Genomic DNA, 25,739 nt, shown 5'->3' on the forward strand with positions numbered 1-25,739 from the left:
GGGTAACAAGGATGCTGCCAGTCAAACGCGCGATCATGGTTCTACTCAGCCTGCTGGTCGGGCTGTTTCTGGTTGGTAGCTGGCTGATCGCCAGCCTGAATCTGGAGTTCGCCGAAAATGCCATGGGCAAGCTGCGCGAACGCCAGATTACCGACACCTTCTACGCCAACCTTGACCGTATCAACGCCCATCACCGCCTGATGGAGCAAAGCACTCGCGGCCTTGCCCGCGCCGGCGGCCTGCTGCTACGCACACCGTCGGAGCCGGCAGCGCTGGCCAGCACCCTGCGCAACGCACTGCAGGATCTGCCCGACAGTTACGGCAGCAGTCTATGGTATGTAGAAGGGGGTCGCCCCGCCCGCTACGCTTATCGTCAGGGACAGAGCGTCCAGGTCGAGCCGCTCAGTGCAGACGAGCAGCAACGCCTCAGCGGCTGGTTCCTGCGTCTGCGTGACCTGCCCAGCCCTGGGGACCCCGCCCAGCAATGGACAGCTGCCTACTACAAAAGCAGCATCAACAGTGTGGTGATCAGCCATGCCACACTGATTCGCGACCAGACCGGCCGCCCGGTTGGTCTGGCGATGACCGACTGGTTGGCAGACGACGTCATTCGCACCGTAAGCCGAGTCGAAGTCACCCCCAGCACCTTTGCGTTCCTGCTCGACCACGAGAACCGCAACCTGTCCAGCCTGTCCGACGCCCCTGACGTCGACCGTGCCCAGCAACTGATCGACAGTGTCACTGCGCTGCAACTGCATCAGCGGCTGCAGGAAGCGCCGGTGCCGGTCATCAACACCCGGCAACTGGCCTCCCCCATGCAGCAGTTGCTGCATCACGTTGGCCAGCAGGATTACAGCCTGTTTTTCTCCCCGACCCGGGCCGGCATGATCTTTGGTATCGGCGTCCCACAGTCAGAGATTGATGCGGTGCTCACCCCAATGCGCGAAAGCAGCACCCGGATTCAGCTGCTTGCCGGCGCCATTATGCTGATTATTTCGGCGCTGATCCTGTATCTGGTCGCCGGCACCTTACGCCAGCTGCACAACCTTTACACCGACACCCTCACCCATCTGCCAAACCGCGAACGGTTGCTGGCCGACCTGAAAAAGACCCACACCGCCAGCCTGCTGCTATTAAACCTGGATGCCTTCAAGGAGATCAACGATTTCTATGGCCACCAGTGTGGTGACCATGTCATCGCGACGCTGGCCGAGGCCTTGCAGCAGCACCTGGATGAACGTGCAGACTGGCGCGGCAGCCGCCTTTACCGCATGCCGGCCGACGAACTGGCAATCTGGTTGCCCGGCCATCACAGCGAGGAGCAGCTGGCCCCAGCCCTGACGCGACTGCTGGACTTCATCAGCAACCTGAACATTCAGTGGCAGGAACAGGACATCCCGCTCAGTGCCAGCGTCGGCGTCGCGTGCTGCAATCAACGTGATGCCCGGGACCTGACCGGGGAGCAGCTGCTGCCGGCGGCCAACATCGCACTGGAGCTCGCGCGCACCGATAATGAGAGTTTTGTGTTCTACGACGCCAGCCAGGGCATTCGCGAGGGCTACGAGCAGAATCTGATTGGCGCCAACCGGCTGCGCGCAGCTCTGGACGAGCAGCGTATCGTCGCCTTCTTCCAGCCGATCATGGATGTCGCGAGCCAACGTATCGAAAAATACGAATGCCTGGTGCGGATGATCGACGAGCAGGGTGAACCGGTCAGCCCTATTCACTTTCTCGATCTGGCGAAAAAAGTACGCCTGTACCGCGCAATTACCCGCTGCATGATCGACAGTGCGATTGAGCGCTTCGCTGATCAGCCGTACAGCTTCTCCATCAATTTGTCCTGCGAGGACCTACTTGACCCCGAGCTGGCCGATTACATCATCACGACCGTCGACAGCCACGTCATAGGTGAGCGTGTCATCTTCGAAATTCTGGAATCCGAAGGGATCGAAAACTACGCCGCTGTGCGCCAGTTTATCGACCGCGCAAAGGCGCTGGGCTGCCGCATTGCCATCGACGATTTCGGCACCGGCTACTCCAACTTCGAGCACCTGATGCGGCTCAATGTCGACCTGATCAAGATCGATGGCAGCCTGATACGCCAGCTGGACGAGAACCCGACTGCACTCACCCTGTGCCGTGGCATCGTCCAGTTCGCCGAAGAGCTCGGCATCCAGACCGTCGCAGAGTTCGTGCACAGCCCTGCTGTTCTGAAGAAGGTTCAAGCGCTGGGCATTCACTTTGCCCAGGGGGCAGCAATCGGTATGCCCTCGGCCAGCCTGATCACCGAGATCAGGATGCTTGACGCCGACAAGCCGGGTACCAGCAGCTAGCGGTAAATAATATCTGCGCGCATTGGCGCAAGCCGCTGCAGCAGGCGATTCTGCACTGTCACCGGCAACTGCTCGGCCTCCATCGCCGCAATCAGGTCTTCAACCAGCGCATTGAAGTCCGCTTCGGTGAGCTCAAATCCGGCATGCACGTCAGCCATGCTGTCGCCGGAATACACACAAGGGCCTCCCGCCTCGACACAGAACTGCTCCTGCAGCTTTTCCTGCAATCGCGCTATGTCGGTGTCAGCGAAGTGATGAACAATACGCTCGTCATCCGCGATCTGGTACAACAGTCCTTCCACCACGCGATTGATGCCAGCCTGGCCTCCCATCGCCTGGTACAGGCTGTCGTTCTCCGGCGCCGGGCTGGCAGCACACCCGACGAGGCCGAACAGAATAAGCGCAACACTAGCCGTCGCACGTAATCGTCTGCGCATGGGAACCTCAGTAACTCAGCTGCATGGAAAGGAAGAGGCCTCGCTGGTCCTCCAGCGTGGCAATCTCGCCCAACTCAGCCCAGGCAGCAGCCAGAGCCAGACGCTTACTCGGGAAATAACCGACAAACACATCCTGCCAATCGCTCTCGCCAGCAAACGACAGGTTGTCCGGCTTCTCCCGATACTCAACCCCCACCACCCAGCGAGGGTTGAGCAGCAGCGCCACACTCCCCTCCTTGAGCAGTGTCCGACTGTCACGCCGGTCACCACCAAAACCCAACAGCCCGGTTTCATTGGCCCGCGAATAGCGCAGTGTGCCGTTCACTAGCAGGTTGTAGCCGCCCACTGCGCCCAGGAACAGGCGGGAGCCGGCGAGATAATAATCAGTATCCGAATCCCGACGGGCACCAACCAGCGACGGGATCAGAAAGTTAGTCTGACGCTTGTACTGCGCGCCCAGCGCGACCTGCGGCAAGCGGTCGTACACCAGGTCCCCGAACAACCGCAGCTTCACGCCAAAGATATCCTGATTGAGACTCTTATGCGGCAGGCCTGCCGCCTTGGTCAACGCATCCATATCCAGTCGCTGCCGCGCCACCGAGAGTTCCACCCGGTTGTTGAATGCCAGCGAAGCACCGAAGGCGTCGAGCCGATAGTCCCCCGTGTCGACGCGAGTAGCAAACGCATCACCGCCCCACTCGCCCCGAGCACCGTAGCCGGACAGTACCGCCCACGGCACGATGCCGCCGCCGGCTGAGCCTTCGATGTTGGTCACCCCTCCGGTCGCCAGCAGGCGGCCACCGGTATCAGCGCAGACCGTGCCCGCCAGGCACAGCAAGCCGATTCCACACAAAGCAGTTTTTTTCATGGCAGCCCATCTAAACAAACGTTCCGCGCGTCTCATCCATCCAGCGCTCCAGATCAGCGGCAGACAGCGGACGGCTTATGAAGTAACCCTGAACCACATCGCAATGACGTGCCTTGAGCCAGGCGAGCGAACCGGCATTTTCAATTCCCTCAGCGATGACCTTCAGCCCCATGTTATGGGCAAGCTCGATGGTCGATTTCACGATCACCGCATCATCGCTGTTTTCGCCCAGCTGCAGGACAAAGGACTTGTCGATTTTCAAATCCTGGACCGGCAAGCTCTTGAGCGTCGCTAGCGACGAATAGCCGGTTCCGTAATCATCCACCGCCAGAGTAATCCCCAGATCGCGTAATGCCAGCAGACTGTCAATGCTGGCCTGCGGGTCGCGCATGACCGCACTTTCGGTCACTTCCAAAGAGAGATAATCCGGACTGATCTGCTGGGCACGCAGCATCCGCTCGACGCGCCGTGGAAACTCGGGATCATCAAGGTCACGCGCTGACAGGTTCATGGCGACTTGCAGGTGAATGCCGCGGTCAATCCAGTCACGTAGCTGCGACAGCACTGCCGCGATCATCCACTCGGTGAGCATAGTGATGCTGCCGGTCTGCTCGGCAAGCGGAATAAACTCGTCAGGCCGGATCATGCCAAGCTCACTGTGCTGCCAGCGCATCAGTGCCTCAACCTGCCGTACCTCGCCGGAGGCCAGATCAAGTTTGGGTTGGAATACCGCGCTCAGCTCATGGTGTTGCGGAGCGTAGCGCAGATCCCGTGCCAAACGAATACGCCGCTGATAGGCCTGATCACTCTGCGTCTGATAAACAGCGATACGCTCTGCACCGGGTGCAGCATCGTTCAGCGCGATACTTGCTTGCCGCAGCAGCTCCTGCGGATCACGTCCGTGCAGCGGCCAGGCCACCAGCCCAGCCAGCCACTGCGAGCTGAGCTTGATGTCCTGCACCTGCATTTTCTCCCCGAGCCGAGCCAGTACGCCGTCCATGATGACCACGGCCTCTTCCAGCTCGCGCCCCTTAAGCAGCAACAAGAAGCCGCTGCCCGGCTGCCAAGCCAGCAGCACATTGGCAGGCAGAAAGCCCTCAAGGCTGGCCACCGACTGCCGTATCAAGGTATCCATGAAGTCTTGCCCGCGGGCCTTCAGCAGCAGGTCAGCAGTCAGCAGGTTGCACTGCGCCAGCACCCCGCCCTGCCCACCGGCAATCGCGCTTCTGAGCTGCTCCCGGACAACCCCAACGTTCGGCAACCCGGTCAGCGGATCGTGTAAAGCGTTATGCACAATCAGGTCTTCACGCTCGGCGATGCCGACCCGCATGGCATCAATCCGCTCTGCCAGCAACCCCAGCTCATCATTGCGATCAAGTCGGACCTGACCGGTGTAGTCACCGCGACCGATGCGGGTCGCCGCTTCAGCCAACTGCGCAACCGGCCGGGCAAGGCTACCCGACAGGCGTACCGCCAGCAGCGAGGACGCGAGCAACGCTACCAGGGTAATGATCAATAGCTCCCGCTTGAGCAGGTCGAAGCTCGCCAAGGTATCACTGAGTGGGCTGGCCAACTGGGCCTCAACCCGATACTCGGATTGTTCGAGCAGCGTGAAGACGGTGGTCAGGTACCCTTCGGTTTCCATCACTTCCCCGCCGTCAGCAGCGCGCATTTCAAGCGTGGTATCAGTCAGCGTCGAGAAGCTCGTCATGACGTTACCGGCGTGGCTGCTGACAAACCGTATTTCCAGCCCGGTGAGCTTCTGCAGTTCGCGCGCCAGCTCTTCATCCAGGCTGAAGGCCATCGCAACCTGACCGAGCACTACCGGCGCCTTTACCACCGCCTCGACCAGTAGATAGGGCTGATCGTCAATAATCGCAATCATGGCCTGGTCGGACAGGCGCTGCAGCGCCTGCACATCGCCAGGAACGGAATCGCCCTTCCTGACCGAAGAGATACGCATCACCCCCTGGGCGTCAAACAACATCGCCTGGTCAGCACCAATACGTCTGACCTGGTTGAGCAACGCTGAACGAATCGTCGGCTGATCGCCGGTAGCCACCGCCTGGCGAAAACCAAAATCGGCGACCAATATCTCAGTCGCAGCCACCAACTCATGCGCACGCGCCTCAAGCAGATTGCTGAATACATTGCTCCCCACCTGCAACTGCTTCTGTGCCTGTCGGTTGGCGGACAGGTCCGTTGCGGTATAAACCACCAGAAACACCGCGCCGAGGACCAGCGCAAGCAGACCTACTGACGTCAGAATCAGCCGCGTCCTCAGGTATCCCAAGCGCATAGGCTACTGCACCGACTTGAAGCGCTGTTGCAGCGGCGACAGGGGTTGCGCGGGCTCTTCCGGAACAGGCGTGAGCGGCAAACTCACAACCAACCCGTCCTGCCCCAGATCCAGCTCTCCCAGTGAGGCCGGCGCCTGCTGGAAGCGGCTGGGATGCCACCACGAGACCGGCCAGGTGCCTGCAGGCAAATCGGGCAGGGAAACGCGGCCCGACGCATCGCTTACTGCAAAGCGGGGACTGCCGGTAACCAGAATGTAGCCGACCATCGCATCGTGAATATTGCAGCCCAATACGACTGCGCCCGCCTGGTCAAAGGTCACCGGAGGCGCGTCCATACCCTTGAACAGGCGCAATTCAAATGACTTTGCTTCGGAGAAGGAGTAGACGTGATGACGCACATCATCGCTGTTGGGAAAATCCACCCGCGCTCCGACCGGCACGACCAGTACATGCGGCCTAAACTGACGATCAACCTGATCCATCACATAGCTGTCGTCCGGTGCGGGCGGCACCCCGTCAATCAACAGCACAGCATTGGCCAGCGGTGCGCCTGTCTCATCAGTCAGCCTGATTTGCGCCGCAAGGCTCGATTCCAGCAACAGCGTCTGTGCCAACAGCAGCAGACCAAAACGCAGCCAGAAACGGCTTACGCTTCCCGCATCCCTAACCTTCCGCACAATACTATCCCCCTAACGAAACGAAGCCCGTTCGACGCGTCTCCGCCTACTGCCGTTACGGCCCGCCCTTCACGACGATAAGCGTGCTGCGGTGTCACCCAATGCCAAAGGAGGCTAGCATAGCCGGATTGCACACCGATATGCAGGAACCAAGATGCCCGGCTCAACTTTTCCTCTCTCCGTACTGGACCTCTGCTCAATCAGCGAAGGCGCCACCGCCACGGACGCCCTGCACAACGCCCAGGCCATGGCCCGGCACTGCGAAGCACTGGGTTATCAGCGCTACTGGGTCGCCGAGCACCACAACATGACCGGCATCGCCAGTGCCGCCACCTCGGTGGTCATGGGGTATCTGGCGAGCAGTACGCAACGCATTCGCATCGGCTCTGGCGGCATCATGCTACCCAACCACGCGCCGCTGCAGATTGCCGAGCAGTTTGGCACCCTGGAGTCGCTCTACCCCGGCCGCATTGACCTGGGGCTGGGCCGTGCCCCGGGTACCGATCCGGCAACCGCCAACGCCCTGCGTCGCGGCCGTACCGACGGCGAAGATTTTCCGCAAATGCTCGATGAGTTGCGCCGGCTGTTCGCGCCAATCGAACCAGGTCAACGTCTGCGCGCTGTGCCAGGCGGTGGACTGAATATCCCGATCTGGCTGTTGGGCTCAAGTACCTTTAGCGCCCAGTTGGCAGGGCGGCTTGGACTGCCCTTCGCCTTCGCCGGCCAGTTCTCGCCAGACTATCTGTTCAGCGCGTTGCGCCTGTACCGCGAGAGCTTTCGCCCTAGCGACGAATACAGCGAGCCCTACGCCATGCTCGGTATCAATGCCTATGTAGCCGACGATCGCGAGCAGGCCCATTACCTGGCCAGTTCCCATCAGCAGGCGTTTCTCAACCTGATCCGCGGCACACCCGGACAACTGCCACCGCCGACCCATGATATGGAGTCACTCTGGCAACCGCATGAGCGTCATCAAGTGATGTCGACCTTGGCTGGCAGCCTGATCGGTGACCCGGCAAGCGTGAGCACGCAAATGGCGGAATTGCTCGAGCGCACAGGCGCGAACGAGCTGATCGTCAACAGCCCGATTTTCGACCAGAGCGCCCGCCAGCACAACTATGGTTTACTGATGCAGGCCACTCAACAGCTCTAACCCCTTCCCTGACGCAGGCGACTCTGGTAAAAAGACGCCTGCGCGGGTGTAGTTCAATGGTAGAACGGCAGCTTCCCAAGCTGCATACGAGGGTTCGATTCCCTTCACCCGCTCCAGCCTCTGCCTTCCTCTCTCTGCTTTACTCCTAATATCAGATACTTGCAGCGTGACGAGAAGACTTCTCGAGCGCAAATGCCTCTGCTTATCTCCCTCCCTACGACCAGCAAGCAAATAAACCATTGTAATCATTGATTTTTTCTCGGAATTTCAGGGTGACAACGGCGTTCGGCTTCGGCACAATGACCAGCACTTAAATGCCAGTGGAGTACCAAGCCATGAAAGGCCATCCGGACGTCATCAACTGCCTTATCGATCTGTTACGCGGTGAGCTGGGCGCACGTGATCAGTATTTCCTGCATTCACGCCTCTATGAAGACATGGGTTATGCCAAGCTGTATGAGCGCATCAACCATGAGATGGAAGAAGAAACCCAGCACGCTGATGCCATTCTAAAGCGCCTGCTGTTTCTTGAAGGCAAACCGGATATGCGGCCCTCGCCCATCACTCCCGGTGACACCGTGAAAGAAATGCTCGAGTCTGACCTCAAGCTGGAATATGAAGTGCGCGAGAACCTGGCCAACGCCATTGCCCTGTGCGAGCGCGCCGGCGATTACCAGACCCGCGAAATCCTCGAGGTTCAGCTGGCCGACACCGAGGAAGATCACGCTTACTGGCTCGAACAGCAACTGCGCCTGATCAAGATGGTCGGCGAACAGAACTACCTGCAGTCACAGATGTAACAGCCTCTGCCAAGAAGCCCCGCATGTCGGGGCTTTTTTGTGGCTGCAAATACTCTCGTATCGTTGTTACCAAGTAGCGGCCGATAACAGCCCCCCTGCAACCACGGTTACTCCCACGCAACCATAATAGGTTGCCGTAAAAAATGATGGTCATCAGCCGGACTGGCAACCCGGGACCACAAACCCAGCCCCGCAAAATCCTGACCGTCCGATCAGCACAGACTTGCTGGCCAGCCATTTCGCACCAGCACTGACCATATAGAACCGTTCTGCACCCTTGAAGAACAGAAGGGGCAGCCATCAGTTCTCGTCAACCGCCGGCCTCGCTACAAAATTGACCGTTCAGACAGGTATTCAGCAGCACAGCAGCCCGGTTGTCTTCGGATGGCATCCTTTCTGCATCCCCTGCGAAACAGACCAGATGGAGCCCGACTGTGACCCTGCCGCCCTACCCTGACCGCCGCCACACCCGGATTCTATTGCCGACCAGCGCCGCACACGCAGCCGTCCTCGCCGCGCGCCATCAGGCCCCCTACATCGCCGGGGCGAGCGCCGCCCAACTTGGCTGGAGCAAGGCCGGTTGCTGGCCCGAGCAGGCAATCAACCTGCACCCACTTGAGGAACTCCGAGGCTGTCAACAAGAGGGGGATCATTGGTCCATCGGCGCGCTGACTCGTCTCTCCTCGCTGACAACACAGCCTTTGCTGCGCAATGCGTTGCCCGCCCTGCATGAGGCCCTGACTGGAGTAGGCGCTCCCGGTATCCGCCATATCGCCACACTAGGCGGCAACATCGGTTTTGGCGGCGACCTGGTGCCAACACTGTTGGTGCTGGACGCGCAGGTTGATTGGCTTCAGGGCAACGGCGAGCAGCAACGGAGCACCTTGTCAGACTGGTTGCTCCAGCCGCCGGCACACGCGCTGATCACCCATATTCGCATTCCACCGCAGGCGTCAGGTCAGTGCGTTTTTATGGAGAAGCTCGCCAGCCGCGAAGCCTTTAACCCGCCGCGGCTAAACATTGCCAGTTGTTGGCAATGGCAGGCTCTAACGGAGCATCGCCTGGCCGCAAGCGGTGCGGGCCTGGCACCACGCAGGCTCAGGCACTGCGAGCAGGCGCTAACTGACAGCGAACGGCTGCTGACCACATCCGATCTGCAACCGCTACTCGCCCGCGACCTGCCCGAACTGATCAATCAGCCATTGCTAAAGGTCGCCGCCAATCTGTTGCACGCACAATGGAGCAAAAGCCGCACATGAATACCAACGCCTTCACACCGCGGCCGCTGACTGCAGACAATTTTACAGAACGCTGGCAACCGCGCCCCGACGCTAGCAGCAAGGCGCGCGGTGAGCAGTACTACCCTACCGACGAGCTAACCTGGGCCGGCCTGTTGCATGGCCGAATCCTGCGCAGCGCCTATCCGCATGCCCGTATTCTCGGTATAAACGTTGAGCCCGCACGAGCGCTGCCTGGCGTCCACGCCGTTGTTACCGCAGCCGACATTCCCGGGGCCAACACCTACGGCATCGTCTTCCGTGATCAACCGGTGTTCTGCACCGATCACGTTCGTTATCTGGGTGATGCGTTGGCTGCCGTCGCCGCCGACACACCTGAAATTGCCGCGCACGCCTTGAGTTTGATTGAGGTGCAGTATGCCGAGCTGCCAGTGGTGGCTGACCCGACCGCTGCACTGGCAGATGGAGCCCCGCACCTGCACCCGGACGGCAATTTGCTGGATAGCTCACAACTGGCCCACGGCGACGTCGATACAGCCTTCAACACCTGCGCGTTCGTGGTCGAAGGCCGCTACCGCACGCCACGTCAGATGCATGTTTTTATGGAAACCGAGGGCGGCGTCGTGGTGCCAGACCGCGAAGGCGGACTGACCTTCCGGGTTGGCTGCCAGAGTAGCCATCGCGACCGCGAGCAACTGGCAAGCATCCTTGACCTGCCGCTGGAGAAAGTACGCGTAATGGGTCTGGCAACCGGCGGTGGCTTTGGCGGCAAGGACGAACTGACCATGCAGCCAGCAGCAGGCTTACTTGCCCTGCGCACCGGCCGCCCGGTGCGTATTCACTTTGATCGTCGCGAATCAACCATCGCCGGCATCAAACGCCACCCGGTCGAGTTCATCGCCCGCACCGGCTGCGATGCCGAAGGCAATCTACTCGCCCACCAGATACACGCAATACTCGACACCGGTGCCTACGCAACACTTGGCCCTGCGGTGCTGACCAACCTGACCGATCATGCCGCTGCGCCGCTGTACCGAATCCCTAATATCAAGGTGAGCGGACAACTGGTCTACACCAACAACAGCGTGGCCGGCGCCTTCCGCGGCTTTGGCGGCAACCAGGCGACCTTTGCGGTAGAAAGCCAGCTGGACAAGCTGGCCGCCGCCGCCGGGCTGCACCCGGCAGAACTGCGCCGGCGCAACCTGCGTACACCAGAGGACGCCGGGGTCGAGGGCCAGACCCAGCAGCAACCCTGCCACCCACAACTGTTGCTGGATGCCGCGCAGTCCTCGCCGTTATGGCAGCGCGCCGTCCATGCTGCCGATGACCGTTGGATGTCCGGCGTCGGCATGGCGCTGGGTGCTCAGGGTAACGGCCTCGGCAACGGCCTGCCTGACGCCGGTGGTGCGCGCCTGAGGCTCACCGCAGAGGGCCGCATTGAACTGGCATTCGGGTTTATCGAATACGGCCAAGGGGTGATTGCCGCAGTGCAGAGCCTGGCCTGTGAGTACCTGGGCTGTGCAGCTACGGACCTTGATATTCGTCTCGGCGACTCCAGCGGCCCCGATTCGGGCCCTACCAGCGCCTCGCGCAGCAGCGTGATCGCGGTTGAAGCGCTGCGGCAGTTGCAGCCCCGGTGGATCCATGCGCTACGCATCCTGGCTGGCAGCGAAAACCTTACTCCCGGGCCGGCCGGACTCTGCTCGGTTTCCGACGAACTGTGCATCAGCTACCCGCAGCTAGCTAGCACCGCCGCGCAACTTCCGACGCTAGAGGTGCAGTTCAACTTTCCTACCGGGCCAGACCAAGTCCCGCGCGGACGCTACCTGCAACTGCTGATTGCCACTGTCGCCCGCGTTGCCGTTGACCGGCTGACCGGCCGGGTGCGGGTCGAGCAGCTCCACCATATTACGGCCGGCGGCAAGGTCATCCATCCCCCCAGCTACCTCGGCCAGATCGAGGGCGCCGCAGTAATGGGGATGGGAATGGCGCTGCTGGAAGATGTGCCCATGCAAGACGGACAGTTCCTGCTCGACAATCTGGATGCTTACCTTATTCCGACCCTGGCCGACGCCCCGGAGCAGCGCGTCGACGTCATAGAAGACATACTCGACGACGAACGTTATCCAGTGCGAGGCATCGGCGAACTGGGAATCGAAGCCGTCAGCCCGGCGCTGACAGCCGCTATCGAGAACGCAACGGGCGTACGCCCGGATAGCCTGCCGGTAGACCCGGCGGCGCTGCTGGCAGCCATGCAGGAGCAAAGCGCATGACCGAACACCGTATGACACTGCAATTCACCGTGAACGGCTGCGAGCAGGTACTGGAGGTCTCGCCCACCCGACGCCTGCTGGACATTCTGCGGCTGGATCTGAACCTGACCGGCCCGAAGGAAGGCTGCAGTATCGGCCGCTGCGGCGCCTGCAGCGTGTTGATCGACGGCGAATCAGTACCCGCCTGCCTGCTGCTCGCCTGCCAGCTGCAAGGCCGTGCTGTGGAAACCATCGAAGGACTGCGTGATGAGCCGGTATTCGAGCGCGTGGCTGCATCACTGGTCAGCGCAGGGGCACTGCAATGCGGCTACTGTACCCCCGGGATCGCCAGCACCCTGACCGCAGCGCTGCGCAACAACCCCGAGGCAACCGCATCGGAGCTGGAGCAGGCTTTGCACGGCAACCTTTGCCGCTGCACCGGATACTCCGGTCTGCGTCAGGCCATTGCCGAGCTAGCCGGTTAGCGCACAGCTAGATGCGGCAGCTGCCGACCCGTTGCCGTAAACGCCTCACCTGATCCTCCAGTGAGGCAGAGGCCCGTAAAGTGGCCTGCAGATGATCGACGCCTTCTTGGTTGAGCGTGTTGATCTCGGTTATATCAACATTCAGGCTCTCGATTACCGAGGTTTTCTCCTGGGTCGCCGCCGCAACCGACTGGTTCATGTTATCGATCTCACCGATGCCGTGAGTAATCTCGCTCAGGCGGCTCGCTGCGCACGTTCTGCGCCAGGTTTTCCAGCAACAAAATACGGCCAGAAAGCCAGTTGCTGATGTTATCTGCAGTCAGCGCTCCGGCGTCATCGAGATAGGTCTGCAGACTGGCCTGCAACGTACGACGCTGCAGGTAGTCGTTGTAGACTGAAAATGCAGTAAAAGCAGCGATCACCACCAGACACGCAGCCAGCAGAGTTTTCTGGTTAAAGCTGAGTTTGATCGGCATGGCGGGTTGCCTCGAGGAAAGAGCCGATCTTTATGTCATTGCGCAACACAAGACAGTATTGCCGCTGCCGCCAACTACATTCCCAAGCGCAGATGACGAAATACCATCTCGCCGCAATCAGAACGCCATCAAGCCACCTGCCGTTGGCGTGGTGGGCGCAACAGACGATCAACATCCAGCCGCCACAACCAGCGCAAGCCCCGCAGCAGCAAATAAAAGAACAGCAATGGCAGCACGAGTGTGCGCAGTACAAACAGCGTCATCACCCGCAGTACACTGTCTACCGCCTGGTCAAGCGCCTGCTTGATGGCTAGGTAGGTCTGTGGATCCGCCACTCGCGCGACCTGCTCGCCAAGCTCGCTCCAACTGGGCCCCTGTTCCCGTTGCAACGCCTGCTGCTCCTTCAAGGCCTGAGCACGCTGCTGCTCGACTACTCTGAGTTCCTCACTGAGGCTCGCGTAGCTTTTCCGCAGCGCCGACAGACGCACCTGCGCCTGCTCATACGGTGCCACCTCGGCCAGCGGATTCAAACGTTCCCACCAGCTCATCTGCTGTTCTACCAAGGTCAGCTCTTGCCGTTGCCGGGCAACCGCTCTGGCGGCATCACGCTGCGCGGCAACAAGGCGTCGACGCCGCTCACCCAGGCTGGACAGCCGAGTATCGAGCTCCCCCTGCGCTGCCGACTGCCCCAGCAGGGCGGCATCAGTTCCAGAGTCACCCCCCAACACCTCAACCTCGGCAGGAAGACGATCAAGCACCCCGATCTGCTCACTGCTCTGCGGCGCCAGATACCAGCGATCAACCTCACCATTGACCAATACCACCGCAACCAGCACAAAGCGCAGAAAGGCAATGGCCAGAAACAACCGTACGAACAGTCCGGCATACCGTCCGCCGCGCCACCACAGAGCCACACCCAGCAGCACTGCGGACAGCGTCAACAGCCATTTGAAAAACGTCTGCCCGACCAAACCCAGCAGTATCTTCTGCGCCAGCAAAGAGCCAATGGCCCATTGCATCAGGTAAGCATATTGCTCGACCAGGTCGTTGAACGGGTCCAGCATTTCACCCAGCGTGACGGCTACGCCGCCAAACAGGCTAAAGCTGATGGTGGTGGATTGCAGAACGGAAATAAGTGCATTGAGCGCACGGGCAGAAGCAAAGGCAACCGAAGCCTGCAGCAACGAAGCATCGAGGTGAGCCGCCGAGCTGCGGTCGCCCTGCCCCAGCCAGGAAAGCGCAACCAGCGCTGCGGCAACCGCTATCAGCAGCAGACGACGTCTGCTGCGCTCACTGAGCAACCCCATGACCTTCCCCCAGACCGACCCATGCTTGCCCACACAATAGCAGGCAAGTGCGTCGAGCTGGCAGCACTAGATGATGCGCGAAAACCGCTGCTGGCTGGCATCACTCTGGTAAACGTCAAACAACATGCAGATAGAGCGCACCAGCAGCCGGCCGGCAGCCATAACGCGAATCCCGCCCGGGGTCAGAATGATCAGGCCATCTCGCGCCATTTGCTCGAGCATCGGCAGACAAGAAGCAAAATACTCGGGGAAATCGATGCCAAAACGCGACTCGATGTCGCTGAACTGCAACTGGAAGTGACAGATCAACTGGCTGATCACCGCTCGCCGAATAATATCGTCAGAATGACAGACCAGCCCGCGCTGGGTGGCCAATTCATCAGCCTGCAGGCGCTCCTGGTAGACCTTGAGGTCGCTGCTGTTTTGACAGTACAGATCACCGACCTGACTGATCGACGAAACCCCAAGACCAATCAGGTCGCAATGGCCGTGAGTGGTATAGCCTTGGAAGTTACGCTGCAGCTCGCCGTTCTCCTGGGCAATGCTGAGACTGTCATCCGGCAGCGCGAAGTGATCCATACCAATGTAGCGATACCCCGCTGCCAGCAGCTGACGCACGCTGTTCTCGAACATTTCCAGCTTTTGCGCGGGGCTAGGCAGATCGGCACTGTTGATCCGGCGCTGGGGCATGAAGCGTTCCGGCAGATGCGCGTAGTTGAACACCGACAGCCGGTCAGGCTTGAGTGCGATGATCGCCTCAACTGTGCGGGCGAAGCTTTCCGGCGTCTGCTTGGGCAAACCGTAGATGAGATCAATGTTGATCGAGCGATAGGCAAGCGTGCGCGCGGCGTCCATCACGGCCTGTGTCTGCTCCAGCGTCTGCAGCCGATTGACCGCTCGCTGCACCTCAGGGTCCAGATCCTGGACACCAAAGCTGACGCGATTGAAACCCAGCTCACGCAACAGCCCCATGGTAGACCAGTCGGCCTCCCGCGGATCGATCTCGATGCTGTAGTCACCGATGTCGTCATCACGCAGATTAAACTGACTGCGCAGCCCCGCCATCAGCTCGCGCAGCTCCTGATGACTGAGGAAGGTAGGCGTCCCGCCACCGAAATGCAGCTGTTCAACAACCTGATCTGGACCAAGGTGCGCGCTGACCAGTTCCATCTCACGCTGCAGGCTGGCGAGATACTCACGCGCCCGACTGCGATCCTTGGTAATCACCTTGTTACAGGCGCAGTAGTAGCAGATGTTGGCGCAAAACGGCACATGTACGTACAGCGACAGCTGCCGACCAGCCTCACGGGAAGCGTCGATAGCGTGCAGAAAGTCTGCCGGCTTCACACCGTCGTGAAACTGCACGGCGGTGGGATAGGAGGTATAACGCGGACCTGCGTGGTCGTAGCGTCGAATCAGATCGGCATCCCAACGAATAGTGGGCAGCATGGGGAAACTCCGGCTTTGCTCTGGCATGGGAGAAAGCCTACGCCCGCCTGGCAAACCAGGTTTTGACCAGCGTCAATAGACCCGTGGCCGCAACCTAACCGCCAGTCGCGTTCATGAACCGCAGTACCTGAACGTCACCTCCGACACTGAACTCATGCCGCGCGGGCTTATACTGCAACGCCCTTTCAAGCGCGTCACGCACCGGCTCGTCACGGTCCGGGTAGCGCCGCACCAGGGCACGCATATCCAGCGCATTCTCGTGTCCAAGGCAGAGCAACAGGCGCCCTTCCGTGGTCAGGCGCACCCGATTGCAGGTATCACAGAAGTTATGGGAATGTGGTGAGATGAAGCCAATCCGGCTATCCGGATAGCCGTCAACCCGCAGATAGCGCGCTGGGCCACCGGAGTTTTCTGCGCTCTCGATCAGTCGATACTGCTCGGCCAGCACTGCACGAACCTCGTCGCTGGAGCAATAGGCCTCGCCACGATCGCGCCCCACCTCGCCAAGCGGCATTTCTTCGATAAAGGTAATATCCAGACCGCGCTCCAGCACATAGGCCGCAAGCGCCTGCACCTCATCGTGATTGCGCCCCTTGAGCACCACCGTGTTGAGTTTGACCCGCTCAAAACCCGCCTCACGCGCCGCCTCGACACCATCGAGAACCTGCTGCAACTCACCGGTGCGGGTGATGCTCCTGAACCGTTCCGGGTTGAGGCTGTCGAGGCTGATATTGAGCCGCTTTACACCGGCCTCGGCCAGTGGCCGAGCCAGCTTGGTCAGCTGCGAACCATTGGTGGTCATCACCAGTTCGTGCAACCCCGGCAGCGCGCTGATGCGGGCACAGAGGTCAACCACACCACGGCGCACGAGTGGCTCGCCGCCGGTGAGACGGATCTTGCGCACACCCTGGGCAACAAACAACCGAGCCAGCCGCTCGATCTCTTCAAGGCTCAGAATCTGCTGCCGCGGCAGAAACGTCATATCTTCCGCCATGCAATAGACACAACGAAAATCGCAGCGATCTGTCACTGAAATGCGGAGATATTCGATCCTTCGCCCCAGTCCGTCCTGCAGTTTCTGCTGTGTCATCAGGTGCCCCGTCTAATCTTGCTGCCAGCGTGTGAGCGCCTGCTCGTCGCTGTCTCGCGCTTCAACCCAGCGCTCGCCATCAGGCGTCGCTTCGCGCTTCCAGAACGGCGCCCGGGTCTTCAGATAGTCCATGATGAACGCGTTGGCTTCAAATGCTGCTTGCCGATGGGCGCTGGCCACGCCAACAAACACAATCGGCTCGCCCGGCTCCAGTTGGCCGACCCGGTGCAGCACCTGAACATCCAGCAGAGGCCAGCGTGTCTGTGCCTGCTCAACAATACCGGCAAGCGCCTTTTCGGTCATGCCCGGATAATGCTCCAGCCACATACCCGCCACCGCGTCACCCTCGTTGTAATCACGCACATAGCCAACAAAGCCGACCACAGCACCCACACCCAAATGGTCAGCATGCAGGCGGTTCAGACGCTCACCCGGGTCAAAATGGGCCTGCTGCACCTCGATCAACACATCATCCACCGGTCACTGGTGGAAAGAAGGCAATCTCGTCGCCATCATTGAGCGCCGTATCCAGTGCGCAGAGCTCCTGGTTCCGAGCACACATAAGCCGCGGCTCGGCGAGTACCTGCCAGGCATCACCACGGGCCAGCAGCAATTGACGCAGATCCTCAAGCGTGGCCAACTCGGGGCTCCACGCGAGTGCCTCGCCGGCGCTGCCCAGCGCATCGCGGTAGCGGGCAAAAAACTGCAACTGAATCACGCCGATGTTACCTCTGCCTGAAAATCGCCACTCTTGCCGCCGCTCTTGCTGAGCAGACGGGTATGTTCAATCACCATACCCTTATCCACCGCCTTGCACATGTCATACAGAGTCAGCGCCGCAATGCTGGCTGCCGTAAGCGCCTCCATCTCGACGCCAGTCTGACCGGCGAGCTTGCAACGCGCCTGGATACGCACCGCATCCGGCGCTTCAACGCTCAGCTCAACCTTGACACTGGTGAGCATCAGCGGATGGCACAGCGGGATCAGGTCAGAGGTGCGCTTGGCCGCCTGGATGCCAGCAATACGCGCCACCGCCATGACGTCTCCCTTAGGGTGCCCGCCACGCTGGATCATCTCCAGCGTCTGCGGAAGCATGCGCACCAGAGACTCGGCGACCGCCTCGCGATCGGTGACGGCCTTGTCAGTGACATCGACCATGCTGGCGCGGCCTTGTGCGTCCAGATGAGTAAGCATAAAGTAAGTCCCGTTGCGTCTTCGCTGGGTACTTTACTGCAATCCTCTGCCGCTGACAGCCCGAAGAACCAACCGCACCTGCAACGGTCACACATCCCAACGCACAATTCAGGCAGAGGACCGCGATTAGCTTGAAATTGCCTGCGGCGCAGCCAAATAGCGAAAAGCTATCCACAGTTTAGTTGAAATTTATTTTAAGTATTTAACCCAGGCGCATACCATAGCTCCTGTCTTCTCAACCAACGACGAAACGACTCAAGAAGGAGTTCTACATGTCCGTTATCAATACCGAAATCAAGCCGTTCAAAGCCTCTGCATTCAAGAACGGCGAGTTCTTCGACCTGACTGAAGCCGACGTAAAAGGCAAGTGGTCCGTATTCTTCTTCTACCCGGCTGACTTCACCTTCGTCTGCCCGACCGAGCTGGGCGACGTTGCCGATTACTACGACGAGCTGCAGAAAATGGGCGTTGAAGTGTACGCCGTGTCGACCGACACCCACTTCACCCACAAAGCATGGCACGACAGCTCCGAAACCATCGGCAAGATCCAGTACGCCATGATCGGCGACCCGACCATGCAGATCAGCCGTAACTTCGAAGTCCTGCGCGAAGATCAAGGCCTGGCCAACCGCGGTACCTTCATCATCGACCCGCAGGGCGTGATCCAGGCTGTTGAGATCACCGCCGAAGGCATTGGCCGCAACGCCGAAGACATGGTTCGCAAGATCAAGGCTGCTCAGTACGTTGCAGCTCACCCGGGTGAAGTTTGCCCGGCCAAGTGGAAAGAAGGCGAAGCCACTCTGGCTCCTTCTCTCGACCTGGTAGGCAAGATCTAAGATCGGCCTGATGACCCGGCCCGCTGCGCAGCCACTGGCGCGCAGTCGGCGGGCCGGGTTTTTTATGCCCGAAATTTGACCCCATTTTCAAAGGACACGCACATGTTGGACGCCAACCTGAAGAAACAACTGGACACGTACCTGCAGAATATCGTTAACCCGATTGAAATCAGCGTGTCCGTAGACGAAAGCCCCAAGGGCAAAGAACTAAATGAACTCGCGACCGAAATCGCCGACATGTCCGGCAAGATCGGTCTGGTCTCTGCCGAAGACCAACGCACCCCGAGCATGGGTGTCGGCGCCGCCGGCGAGACCCCACGCATCCGCTTCGCCGGCATCCCGATGGGTCACGAGTTCACCTCTCTGGTACTGGCACTGCTGCAGTCCGGCGGTCACCCGTCCAAGGCTGACCCGGCCCTGCTGGAGCAGATCCGCAACCTGGAAGGCGAGTTTCACTTCGAGACCTACATCTCGCTGTCCTGCCAGAACTGCCCGGACGTAGTCCAGGCGCTGAACCTGATGGCCGTGCTGAACCCCAACATCACCCACGTGATGATTGACGGCGCCCTGTTCCAGGACGAAGTCGAGCAGCGCCAGATCATGGCAGTGCCGTCCGTTTACCTGAATGGCGAGCCGTTCGGTCAGGGCCGCATGACACTGGCCGAGATCGTCAACAAGGTCGACAGCGGCGCCAGCAAGCGCAAGGCCGCCGAGCTGAACGAGAAAGCCCCATACGACGTGCTGATTGTCGGCGGCGGCCCGGCTGGCGCATCTGCTGCCATTTACGCGGCTCGCAAAGGCATCCGCACCGGGATCGTTGCCGAGCGCTTTGGCGGTCAGGTCATGGATACCGTCGGTATCGAGAACTTTATCTCCGTGCCCTACACCGAAGGCCCCAAGCTGGTTGCCAGCCTGGAGCAACACGTCAAGGAGTACGAGGTGGATGTCATCACCGAACAGAAAGCTGCCAGCCTGGAAACCGGTGACTACGTAGAGATCGGTCTGGAAAGCGGAGCCACTCTGCGCAGCCGCACCGTCATTCTCGCCACCGGCGCGCGCTGGAGGGAGATGAACGTACCGGGCGAACAGGAATACCGCGGTAAGGGCGTGGCCTACTGCCCGCACTGTGACGGTCCGCTGTTCAAGGGCAAGCGCGTTGCGGTCATCGGTGGCGGCAACTCCGGCATTGAAGCCGCCATTGACCTGGCCGGCATTGTGGAACACGTGACCGTGCTGGAGTTCGCCGATACCCTCCGCGCCGACGACGTATTGCAGCGTAAAGCGCGTTCGATGGCCAACATCGAGATCATCAAAAGCGCCCAGACCACCGAAGTACGTGGCGATGGCAGCAAGGTTGTCGGTCTGACCTACAAGGACCGCACCACAGAGGAGCTCAAGCAGGTCGACGTTGCCGGTATCTTCGTCCAGATCGGTCTGGTACCGAACACCGAATGGCTCAAGGGCGGCGATCTGAACCTGACCCGCTTCGGCGAGATCGAGATCGACAGCCGCGGTGCGACCAACCTGGAAGGCGTGTTTGCTGCTGGCGACGTCACAACCGTGCCGTTCAAGCAGATCATCATCGCCATGGGTGCCGGTTCTACCGCTGCGCTGGCTGCCTTCGACCACTTGATCCGCACTCCGGATCCGGCGACCGCGCAAAAAGGCGAAGCTGCACTGGCTTGACGCGGCGAAGCCGCAAACAAAAAAACCGCCCAATGGGCGGTTTTTTTTCAGCCTTGCATTCAGGTGGGCAGCCAAAGCTGGTCCAGCTGCTTGAACGGCCAGTCCTCCGGGCTTTCACGACCGATGATTCGATCCGACTCATGCTCATCCGCCAGATCGATCAGGGTAACCGGCAATGCCTGCTTCAAACGAACAGAGTAAAACACACTGATTTTGGGAGTGAGTAGCGAGTTGCAGCTCTGCTCCACAACCACCCCCAAACGCTCGGACTCAAGCCGCACAAGGGAGCCAACCGGGTAGATCCCCAGCATGCGGACAAACAGCTTGAACAAAACCGGGTCAAAATGCCCCTGCCAACTGGCCATACGACTAAGCGACTCAGCAGGGTCCCAGCCCGCCTTGTAAGGGCGGTTTGAAGTAATCGCGTCGTAGACGTCACAGATCGCGCCCATGCGCGCCAACAGGGAAATGTTCTCCCCAGCCAGCCGCTCGGGATAGCCGGTGCCGTCTATTTTTTCATGGTGATGCAGGCACACATCCAGCACCGCCTCAGGCACACCGGCCCATTCCAGCAGCAACTTATGCCCTTCGGCCGGATGAGAGCGCATGATGGCAAACTCTTCATCCGTCAACTTACCCGGCTTGTTCAACACCGCTTCAGGCATGACGGCCTTGCCCATGTCGTGCAGCAGACCGGCCATTCCGGCCTCAAGTACCTGCTCTTCAGTCATATCGCAAAGCCGCGCCATGCCAACCATCAGGGCGGCCACCGCGACCGAATGCAGGTAAGTGTATTCATCCTTAGACTTGATACGTGCCACGCTGATCAGGGCCTGCGGGTTGCGGCTGAGTGACAGGTTTATCTCATTTACCAGTTGCTGCAAACCCTCGGTCTCAACGGCCTTGCCCAGGCGCACATCCTTGAACATTTCCTTGACCGCCTGCTTACCCTTACGAAATATCTGCTGGGCTCGCTTTATCTCATCGGCCATCGAGGCCTTGTGCACCTTATCGCCCGGCAGACTTGCGGCGGCACTGGCAGCCTCGACTTCAGCCACGGCAACCTCCACCTCAGACGGTGCCTCCGCTGCCCCGGAGTTATTGAGCAACGGCGCAGCCTCAACATCCAGCCCCTTGCTGACATCAATGACAACTTCGGTAACCGAGCTTTGCAGAATGGTATTAAGCGTGCGCACATCCTCAATCAGCACCGTCTTGCTCCAGAACGGATGCTGCAACCAGGAGCCACAGAATTTTTCGACAAACATGCCGACACGCAGAGATTGGGTAGGAATCTTTTTCAGCATTGCTAGTTGCGGCCCCCAAGGATCAAGACAGTCGCGCTCCCTGCTGAACAGCAGTATCAAACAGGCCCGAAACACCGGGCCGTGCGATACCGAATGATGACACTATGCCATTCGATTGAGCCTGCCGCCAGCAAGCCCAAGGTCTGACATTACTCCTCAAGTTGAAACAGCGAGCCGAAGTCAGCGCCCATCTCGTCGGTGAGTTCATCCGGATCAAAGCGCGCCAGACATCCCTCTCCCCGTGAGGGCGGCAACCCCGCAGCCCCGGCATCAAGCGGACTGAGTATCAGGTCATCGTCATCGTCCATCATTTGGGTGCGGCATGCTGATTGTAGGTTTGCATCGCCCGCAGAATATCCCGGCGACTGATTTGCCCAACGAGCTGCCCCTCATCAACTACCGGCAAGCGCCGGCGCCGCTGGGTTATGAAGTGCTCTGCCGCCTTGACGATGTCCGCATCGGCATCGATCGTCTCCACTACCGTGGTCATGACCGACGCAACGCTACCGCCTGCCTCTTCAAAATAGCTGCCGGCAAGAATGCCTTTGAGGCAATCACCTTCCGACAGCAACCCGATCAGATAACCGTTTTCATCCAGAACCGGTGCACCGGAAATGCGATGCATCAGCAGCTTGTCGATCGCCCGGAACAAATCCATGTCCGGAGTAAAGGTGACCAGGTCCGTGGTCATATAGTCACGCACTTTAACGGATTTCAGCATACAGCCTCCTGCTCGGGTTTCTCCCCTTACAGCTTAGCTGAACACGACCGTCTTGTTGTCATGTACCAGTACCCGATCTTCAAGGTGGTAGCGCAGCCCCCGCGAAAGCACCATTTTCTCGACGTCCTTGCCCAAACGCACCATATCGTCGGCATTGTTGCGGTGGGTGATCCGGACTACGTCCTGCTCGATAATCGGGCCAGCATCCAGCTCTTCAGTCACATAATGGCAGGTGGCACCAATCAGCTTCACCCCGCGCTGGGCCGCCTGGTGATAGGGCCGGGCCCCGACGAAGGACGGCAGAAAACTGTGGTGAATATTGATGATCTTGTGGGCATAACGCTCGCACAATTGCGGCGGCAGAATCTGCATGTAACGCGCCAGTACTATACACTCGGCCTGTTGTTCCTCAATCAGCCGGGTAACTTCGGCAAAGGCTGGTTCCTTATCCTTGGGGTCAACCGGAACATGGTGGAAGGGAATCCCATGCCACTCAACCATACTGCGCAGGTCATCATGATTGGAGATAACACTGGTAATGTCGCAATCCAGTTCTCCGCTGTGCCAACGGTGCAACAAGTCTGCCAGGCAATGCGACTCCCGACTTGCCATCAAGACCACTTTCTTGCGTATTGCAGAGTCGCTCACTCGCCAATCCATCTGAAATTCTTCACCGATCGGAGCAAAGGCGGTGCGCAGCCCTTCAAGGTCAAACGGCAGAGAATCAGCACGAATCTCGTGACGCATGAAGAACCAGCCGGAGAGATTGTCCGAGTGATGATTGGCTTCGGTAATCCAGCCGTTATAGGTCGCCAGAACATTACTGACCTTGGCAACAATCCCGACACGGTCGGGGCACGCGATTACCAGCCTGAAAGTACGCATTTTCTCTCCTGTGTATAAGCAACTTGCCCCGCATCGATGACAGACCAGGAATGGCCGCAGGGCTGCGGCATTTTACCCGCTGCGTCATGACTGCGCAGCCACAAACAGACCAGCAGAGCGAAGGATTATGTCAACAAGGCGTCAATCGCCCGATTGCGCCGCCATTATCTCATTACTGTCAACGGAAACTTGACCATCAGTCTGACGAAACAGTACACACACCCCGTAACTACACGATTAATTCGTTAGTTATCCAAGATAACTTGTTGTACGTTTTTTAGTCTTAAACTATTATTCAACAGTCTTGATTATCTCAACTCCCAGCTAGGATTAACTTCATGTCAATGTTGCAAGAATATCGCCATATCGAAGAACAGATTCGCGAACTCAAAGATCGCCTGAACTCGCTTTCCAATGATGAAAAGCTGAAAAAGGAAATTGAGTTCGAAGAAAAACTGCGTAGCCTGATGGGCCAGTACAACAAGTCCCTGAAAGACATCACTGCCATCCTCGACCCGGACAACAAGCTGGGCGCAGGCAAGAGCAAAAGCGCGGCCACCGGTACCAAGCGCGCGCGCAAGGTTAAGCAATACAAGAACCCGCACACCGGTGAAGTAATCGAAACCAAGGGCGGCAACCACAAGACCCTGAAAGCGTGGAAGGAACAATACGGCGGTGACACCGTCGAGTCTTGGGTTACTATCCTGGGCTAAGCTTCAGCGACATAAAAAAACCGATGCTTGGCATCGGTTTTTTTATGTCCGGCAATTACAGACCAAGCTGCACAGCCAACTTGGCGCCGTAGTCGCGCCAGCTCAGCAGTAACTGCTGCTGATCCACCGAGATGTCCGGCAGCAGCACATCAATACTGGCCAGAAATTCACCCAGGCTCAGCACACCGATCTGCTCGCCACTCAGGCGCGCTCGACAATAGGCCAGCCACTGCTGCTGTTCAGGCGCAGACAGGCTATCGGGGAAATTGCGCGCCCGATAACGAAATAGCATGTCGACCAGCCGCTGGTCACGCAGCGGCCAGCGCATACTGCCAAGCGCGGCACCATCGGCCTCGCGGATCGCCGGCAGCAAACGCCGGTCGGCATCAGAGAGAAACCCGTCGTACAGCTGAACCTCGGCCTCCTGCTCCACCCCATTCTGGGGATGTTGCTCCGCATAAATCTCGGCTAGCGCAGCCTGCCCACCGGTGCGCCAGTCCGCCAGCCGCTGCGCGTTCGCCAGCAGCGCCGGCATATCCAGCTGCAGACGTTCAATGTCGGCAGCCTGCAGCACCTTGGTATCGGCCAATACCGGGCATTTGTTCAGGTGAACCAGCTTCAGCCCCGGACGAGCCTGCCCCTCGGGGAGATCTTCAGTCCGGGTGTACAGAAACTGGCGAACCTGTTCGGGGGATTGATCCGTCAGCACCGCCGGATCAGCAGCCAGGTCGTAGACGATGACCGCATTGCGATTGACCGGATGCCAACCCAGCGGTAAAACCAGCGCCAACCCGCGGCGCTCACGGCCAAACCGCCCGGACACGTGTACCAGCGGGCGTACCCGTTGCAAATCGATAAACTCCGCCGCGCGCCGCTTGTCCCGCAAGCCCAGCAAATAGTCATAGAGTTTTGGCTGGGCCTGCCTGAACAGCCGCGCCATAGCGATGGTTGCCCGCACATCCGCCAGCGCGTCGTGCGCCTGACCATGATCAATGCCATTGGCTGCGGTCAGCAGCTCAAGTCGCAGACTGGTGAAGCCGTCAACCTGCGGCCACTCGATCCCATCCGGACGCAGCGCATGCGCCGCACGCAGACCATCCAACAGATCCCAGCGACTGTTGCCGCCCTGCCATTCGCGCGCGTAGGGGTCGTAAAAGTTGCGATATAACGAGAACCGAGTCATCTCGTCATCAAAGCGCAGGCTGTTATAGCCGACTGAGCAAGTGCCGGGTTGAATCATCTGCTCGTGCAGTTGATGCATGAACTCGGCTTCCCCCAGCCCCTGCTCCAGACGCTGCGGACTGATGCCAGTGACCAGGCAGGCCTGGGGGTGTGGCAGCACATCAGGAGACAGACGGGCATCAATGCACAGCGGCTCGCCGATTTCCTCCAAGGCTTCGTTGGTGCGCACACCCGCCACCTGAACCGGGCGATCCCGCCTGGGATCAATGCCGGTTGACTCAAAGTCGTACCAGAAAAAGCTCTTGCTCATGCGCCCCTCACCACGATCAAAGGGGCAGGTTACCGCAATG

Annotated in this window: 25 protein-coding genes, 1 tRNA gene and 1 pseudogene; 10 read left to right on the forward strand and 17 right to left on the reverse strand. The window is 59.5% G+C overall.

The window, feature by feature from the left end; translation table 11 throughout:
* Positions 1-11 precede the first annotated feature (11 nt).
* Positions 12-2,333, forward strand: coding sequence for an EAL domain-containing protein (locus ACKPCU_RS15310; protein ID WP_321348029.1), 2,322 nt, complete (start codon positions 12-14; stop codon positions 2,331-2,333).
* On the opposite strand, the gene ACKPCU_RS15315 is transcribed toward ACKPCU_RS15310, so the two are convergent.
* Genes ACKPCU_RS15315 through ACKPCU_RS15330 form a run of 4 tightly spaced genes read right to left on the reverse strand, consistent with a single transcriptional unit; the run spans position 2,330 to position 6,615 of the window.
* The gene (locus ACKPCU_RS15315) at positions 2,330-2,770 is read right to left on the reverse strand and encodes a group I truncated hemoglobin (RefSeq protein WP_321348032.1); all 441 of its coding nucleotides are present in this window, start codon (positions 2,768-2,770) and stop codon (positions 2,330-2,332) included. The genes ACKPCU_RS15310 and ACKPCU_RS15315 overlap by 4 nt on opposite strands.
* A gap of 7 nt (positions 2,771-2,777) precedes the next feature.
* The gene (locus ACKPCU_RS15320) at positions 2,778-3,638 is read right to left on the reverse strand and encodes a DUF3034 family protein (protein WP_321348034.1); all 861 of its coding nucleotides are present in this window, start codon (positions 3,636-3,638) and stop codon (positions 2,778-2,780) included.
* A gap of 10 nt (positions 3,639-3,648) precedes the next feature.
* The gene (locus ACKPCU_RS15325; protein ID WP_321348036.1) at positions 3,649-5,937 is read right to left on the reverse strand and encodes a putative bifunctional diguanylate cyclase/phosphodiesterase; all 2,289 of its coding nucleotides are present in this window, start codon (positions 5,935-5,937) and stop codon (positions 3,649-3,651) included.
* Between the two features lie 3 nt (positions 5,938-5,940).
* Positions 5,941-6,615, reverse strand: coding sequence for a methylamine utilization protein (locus tag ACKPCU_RS15330; protein WP_321348038.1), 675 nt, complete (start codon positions 6,613-6,615; stop codon positions 5,941-5,943).
* A 154-nt stretch (positions 6,616-6,769) separates the two neighbouring features.
* On the opposite strand from ACKPCU_RS15330, the gene ACKPCU_RS15335 reads away from it, so the two are divergent.
* From ACKPCU_RS15335 to ACKPCU_RS15360, 6 genes are all read left to right on the forward strand, one after another.
* Positions 6,770-7,768, forward strand: coding sequence for an LLM class flavin-dependent oxidoreductase (locus tag ACKPCU_RS15335; protein ID WP_321348039.1), 999 nt, complete (start codon positions 6,770-6,772; stop codon positions 7,766-7,768).
* 42 nt (positions 7,769-7,810) lie between these two features.
* Positions 7,811-7,884, forward strand: a tRNA-Gly gene (locus ACKPCU_RS15340).
* Between the two features lie 219 nt (positions 7,885-8,103).
* The gene (gene bfr, locus ACKPCU_RS15345; protein ID WP_104737851.1) at positions 8,104-8,568 is read left to right on the forward strand and encodes a bacterioferritin; all 465 of its coding nucleotides are present in this window, start codon (positions 8,104-8,106) and stop codon (positions 8,566-8,568) included.
* A 434-nt stretch (positions 8,569-9,002) separates the two neighbouring features.
* On the forward strand, positions 9,003-9,827 hold the full coding sequence (locus tag ACKPCU_RS15350) for an FAD binding domain-containing protein (RefSeq protein ID WP_321348042.1): 825 nt from the start codon (positions 9,003-9,005) through the stop codon (positions 9,825-9,827).
* Positions 9,824-12,079: a xanthine dehydrogenase family protein molybdopterin-binding subunit gene (locus ACKPCU_RS15355; protein ID WP_321348044.1), complete on the forward strand. Its 2,256-nt coding sequence runs from the start codon at positions 9,824-9,826 to the stop codon at positions 12,077-12,079. The genes ACKPCU_RS15350 and ACKPCU_RS15355 overlap by 4 nt, the downstream gene beginning before the upstream one ends.
* Positions 12,076-12,543, forward strand: coding sequence for a (2Fe-2S)-binding protein (locus ACKPCU_RS15360; protein ID WP_321348047.1), 468 nt, complete (start codon positions 12,076-12,078; stop codon positions 12,541-12,543). Before ACKPCU_RS15355 ends, ACKPCU_RS15360 begins: the two co-directional genes overlap by 4 nt.
* Positions 12,544-12,550: 7 nt before the next feature.
* Here the strand turns inward: ACKPCU_RS15360 and ACKPCU_RS15365 are convergent.
* From ACKPCU_RS15365 to moaC, 8 genes and pseudogenes are all read right to left on the reverse strand, one after another.
* Positions 12,551-12,769: pseudogene (locus tag ACKPCU_RS15365) on the reverse strand (chemotaxis protein); the annotation flags it as partial.
* The gene (locus tag ACKPCU_RS15370) at positions 12,753-13,019 is read right to left on the reverse strand and encodes a hypothetical protein (protein ID WP_321348048.1); all 267 of its coding nucleotides are present in this window, start codon (positions 13,017-13,019) and stop codon (positions 12,753-12,755) included. The pseudogene ACKPCU_RS15365 and the gene ACKPCU_RS15370, both read right to left, overlap by 17 nt.
* A gap of 128 nt (positions 13,020-13,147) precedes the next feature.
* Positions 13,148-14,326 carry a hypothetical protein gene (locus ACKPCU_RS15375; protein WP_321348050.1) on the reverse strand — a complete coding sequence of 393 codons (1,179 nt, stop codon included), beginning with the start codon at positions 14,324-14,326 and terminating at the stop codon, positions 13,148-13,150.
* A gap of 66 nt (positions 14,327-14,392) precedes the next feature.
* Positions 14,393-15,775, reverse strand: coding sequence for an oxygen-independent coproporphyrinogen III oxidase (gene hemN / locus ACKPCU_RS15380; protein ID WP_104737855.1), 1,383 nt, complete (start codon positions 15,773-15,775; stop codon positions 14,393-14,395).
* 94 nt (positions 15,776-15,869) lie between these two features.
* Positions 15,870-16,865: a GTP 3',8-cyclase MoaA gene (gene moaA / locus ACKPCU_RS15385; RefSeq protein ID WP_321348053.1), complete on the reverse strand. Its 996-nt coding sequence runs from the start codon at positions 16,863-16,865 to the stop codon at positions 15,870-15,872.
* Between the two features lie 12 nt (positions 16,866-16,877).
* The gene (gene moaE / locus ACKPCU_RS15390) at positions 16,878-17,333 is read right to left on the reverse strand and encodes a molybdopterin synthase catalytic subunit MoaE (RefSeq protein WP_321351846.1); all 456 of its coding nucleotides are present in this window, start codon (positions 17,331-17,333) and stop codon (positions 16,878-16,880) included.
* A 1-nt stretch (position 17,334) separates the two neighbouring features.
* The gene (locus ACKPCU_RS15395; RefSeq protein ID WP_321348055.1) at positions 17,335-17,583 is read right to left on the reverse strand and encodes a MoaD/ThiS family protein; all 249 of its coding nucleotides are present in this window, start codon (positions 17,581-17,583) and stop codon (positions 17,335-17,337) included.
* Positions 17,580-18,059 carry a cyclic pyranopterin monophosphate synthase MoaC gene (gene moaC, locus ACKPCU_RS15400; protein ID WP_104737858.1) on the reverse strand — a complete coding sequence of 160 codons (480 nt, stop codon included), beginning with the start codon at positions 18,057-18,059 and terminating at the stop codon, positions 17,580-17,582. The genes ACKPCU_RS15395 and moaC overlap by 4 nt, the downstream gene beginning before the upstream one ends.
* Positions 18,060-18,331: 272 nt before the next feature.
* Between moaC and ahpC the strand changes: the two genes are divergently transcribed.
* Both ahpC and ahpF read left to right on the forward strand, forming a co-directional pair.
* Positions 18,332-18,895 carry an alkyl hydroperoxide reductase subunit C gene (gene ahpC, locus ACKPCU_RS15405; RefSeq protein ID WP_104737859.1) on the forward strand — a complete coding sequence of 188 codons (564 nt, stop codon included), beginning with the start codon at positions 18,332-18,334 and terminating at the stop codon, positions 18,893-18,895.
* 102 nt (positions 18,896-18,997) lie between these two features.
* Positions 18,998-20,581, forward strand: a complete 1,584-nt coding sequence (ahpF, locus tag ACKPCU_RS15410) for an alkyl hydroperoxide reductase subunit F (protein ID WP_321348059.1) — start codon at positions 18,998-19,000, stop codon at positions 20,579-20,581.
* A gap of 59 nt (positions 20,582-20,640) precedes the next feature.
* Here ahpF and ACKPCU_RS15415 read toward each other — a convergent pair whose 3' ends face one another.
* From ACKPCU_RS15415 to purU, 4 genes are all read right to left on the reverse strand, one after another.
* Positions 20,641-21,888: an HD-GYP domain-containing protein gene (locus ACKPCU_RS15415; protein WP_321348061.1), complete on the reverse strand. Its 1,248-nt coding sequence runs from the start codon at positions 21,886-21,888 to the stop codon at positions 20,641-20,643.
* A 149-nt stretch (positions 21,889-22,037) separates the two neighbouring features.
* On the reverse strand, positions 22,038-22,199 hold the full coding sequence (locus tag ACKPCU_RS15420; protein ID WP_188656483.1) for a hypothetical protein: 162 nt from the start codon (positions 22,197-22,199) through the stop codon (positions 22,038-22,040).
* On the reverse strand, positions 22,196-22,609 hold the full coding sequence (locus ACKPCU_RS15425; RefSeq protein WP_321348064.1) for a CBS domain-containing protein: 414 nt from the start codon (positions 22,607-22,609) through the stop codon (positions 22,196-22,198). Before ACKPCU_RS15425 ends, ACKPCU_RS15420 begins: the two co-directional genes overlap by 4 nt.
* 33 nt (positions 22,610-22,642) lie before the next feature.
* On the reverse strand, positions 22,643-23,494 hold the full coding sequence (purU, locus tag ACKPCU_RS15430; RefSeq protein WP_104737863.1) for a formyltetrahydrofolate deformylase: 852 nt from the start codon (positions 23,492-23,494) through the stop codon (positions 22,643-22,645).
* Between the two features lie 338 nt (positions 23,495-23,832).
* Between purU and mvaT the strand changes: the two genes are divergently transcribed.
* Positions 23,833-24,207 (forward strand): histone-like nucleoid-structuring protein MvaT, encoded by a 375-nt coding sequence (gene mvaT, locus ACKPCU_RS15435; RefSeq protein WP_104737864.1) that lies wholly within the window; start codon positions 23,833-23,835, stop codon positions 24,205-24,207.
* 55 nt (positions 24,208-24,262) lie between these two features.
* Here the strand turns inward: mvaT and sbcB are convergent, their stop codons facing one another.
* Entirely contained in the window at positions 24,263-25,699 is a 1,437-nt protein-coding gene (gene sbcB / locus ACKPCU_RS15440; RefSeq protein ID WP_321348071.1) for an exodeoxyribonuclease I, read from the reverse strand.
* Between the last annotated feature and the right edge of the window lie 40 nt (positions 25,700-25,739).

The organism is Halopseudomonas oceani (genome assembly GCF_963677335.1).
GTDB classification, from domain to species: domain Bacteria; phylum Pseudomonadota; class Gammaproteobacteria; order Pseudomonadales; family Pseudomonadaceae; genus Halopseudomonas; species Halopseudomonas oceani.

Bases quoted from the DNA above. Each gene is read 5' to 3' on its own strand.
- ACKPCU_RS15355 (WP_321348044.1), top strand. From the start codon at position 9,824: ATGAATACCAACGCCTTCACACCGCGGCCGCTGACTGCAGACAATTTT.
- ACKPCU_RS15370 (WP_321348048.1), bottom strand. From the start codon at position 13,019: ATGCCGATCAAACTCAGCTTTAACCAGAAAACTCTGCTGGCTGCGTGT.
- ACKPCU_RS15315 (WP_321348032.1), bottom strand. From the start codon at position 2,770: ATGCGCAGACGATTACGTGCGACGGCTAGTGTTGCGCTTATTCTGTTC.
- ACKPCU_RS15360 (WP_321348047.1), top strand. From the start codon at position 12,076: ATGACCGAACACCGTATGACACTGCAATTCACCGTGAACGGCTGCGAG.
- bfr (WP_104737851.1), top strand. From the start codon at position 8,104: ATGAAAGGCCATCCGGACGTCATCAACTGCCTTATCGATCTGTTACGC.
- ACKPCU_RS15425 (WP_321348064.1), bottom strand. From the start codon at position 22,609: ATGCTGAAATCCGTTAAAGTGCGTGACTATATGACCACGGACCTGGTC.
- hemN (WP_104737855.1), bottom strand. From the start codon at position 15,775: ATGCTGCCCACTATTCGTTGGGATGCCGATCTGATTCGACGCTACGAC.
- ACKPCU_RS15320 (WP_321348034.1), bottom strand. From the start codon at position 3,638: ATGAAAAAAACTGCTTTGTGTGGAATCGGCTTGCTGTGCCTGGCGGGC.
- ACKPCU_RS15420 (WP_188656483.1), bottom strand. From the start codon at position 22,199: ATGATGGACGATGACGATGACCTGATACTCAGTCCGCTTGATGCCGGG.
- moaA (WP_321348053.1), bottom strand. From the start codon at position 16,865: ATGACACAGCAGAAACTGCAGGACGGACTGGGGCGAAGGATCGAATAT.
- moaC (WP_104737858.1), bottom strand. From the start codon at position 18,059: ATGCTTACTCATCTGGACGCACAAGGCCGCGCCAGCATGGTCGATGTC.
- mvaT (WP_104737864.1), top strand. From the start codon at position 23,833: ATGTCAATGTTGCAAGAATATCGCCATATCGAAGAACAGATTCGCGAA.
- ahpC (WP_104737859.1), top strand. From the start codon at position 18,332: ATGTCCGTTATCAATACCGAAATCAAGCCGTTCAAAGCCTCTGCATTC.
- ACKPCU_RS15415 (WP_321348061.1), bottom strand. From the start codon at position 21,888: ATGCTGAAAAAGATTCCTACCCAATCTCTGCGTGTCGGCATGTTTGTC.
- ACKPCU_RS15335 (WP_321348039.1), top strand. From the start codon at position 6,770: ATGCCCGGCTCAACTTTTCCTCTCTCCGTACTGGACCTCTGCTCAATC.
- purU (WP_104737863.1), bottom strand. From the start codon at position 23,494: ATGCGTACTTTCAGGCTGGTAATCGCGTGCCCCGACCGTGTCGGGATT.
- sbcB (WP_321348071.1), bottom strand. From the start codon at position 25,699: ATGAGCAAGAGCTTTTTCTGGTACGACTTTGAGTCAACCGGCATTGAT.
- ACKPCU_RS15310 (WP_321348029.1), top strand. From the start codon at position 12: ATGCTGCCAGTCAAACGCGCGATCATGGTTCTACTCAGCCTGCTGGTC.
- ahpF (WP_321348059.1), top strand. From the start codon at position 18,998: ATGTTGGACGCCAACCTGAAGAAACAACTGGACACGTACCTGCAGAAT.
- ACKPCU_RS15325 (WP_321348036.1), bottom strand. From the start codon at position 5,937: ATGCGCTTGGGATACCTGAGGACGCGGCTGATTCTGACGTCAGTAGGT.
- ACKPCU_RS15375 (WP_321348050.1), bottom strand. From the start codon at position 14,326: ATGGGGTTGCTCAGTGAGCGCAGCAGACGTCGTCTGCTGCTGATAGCG.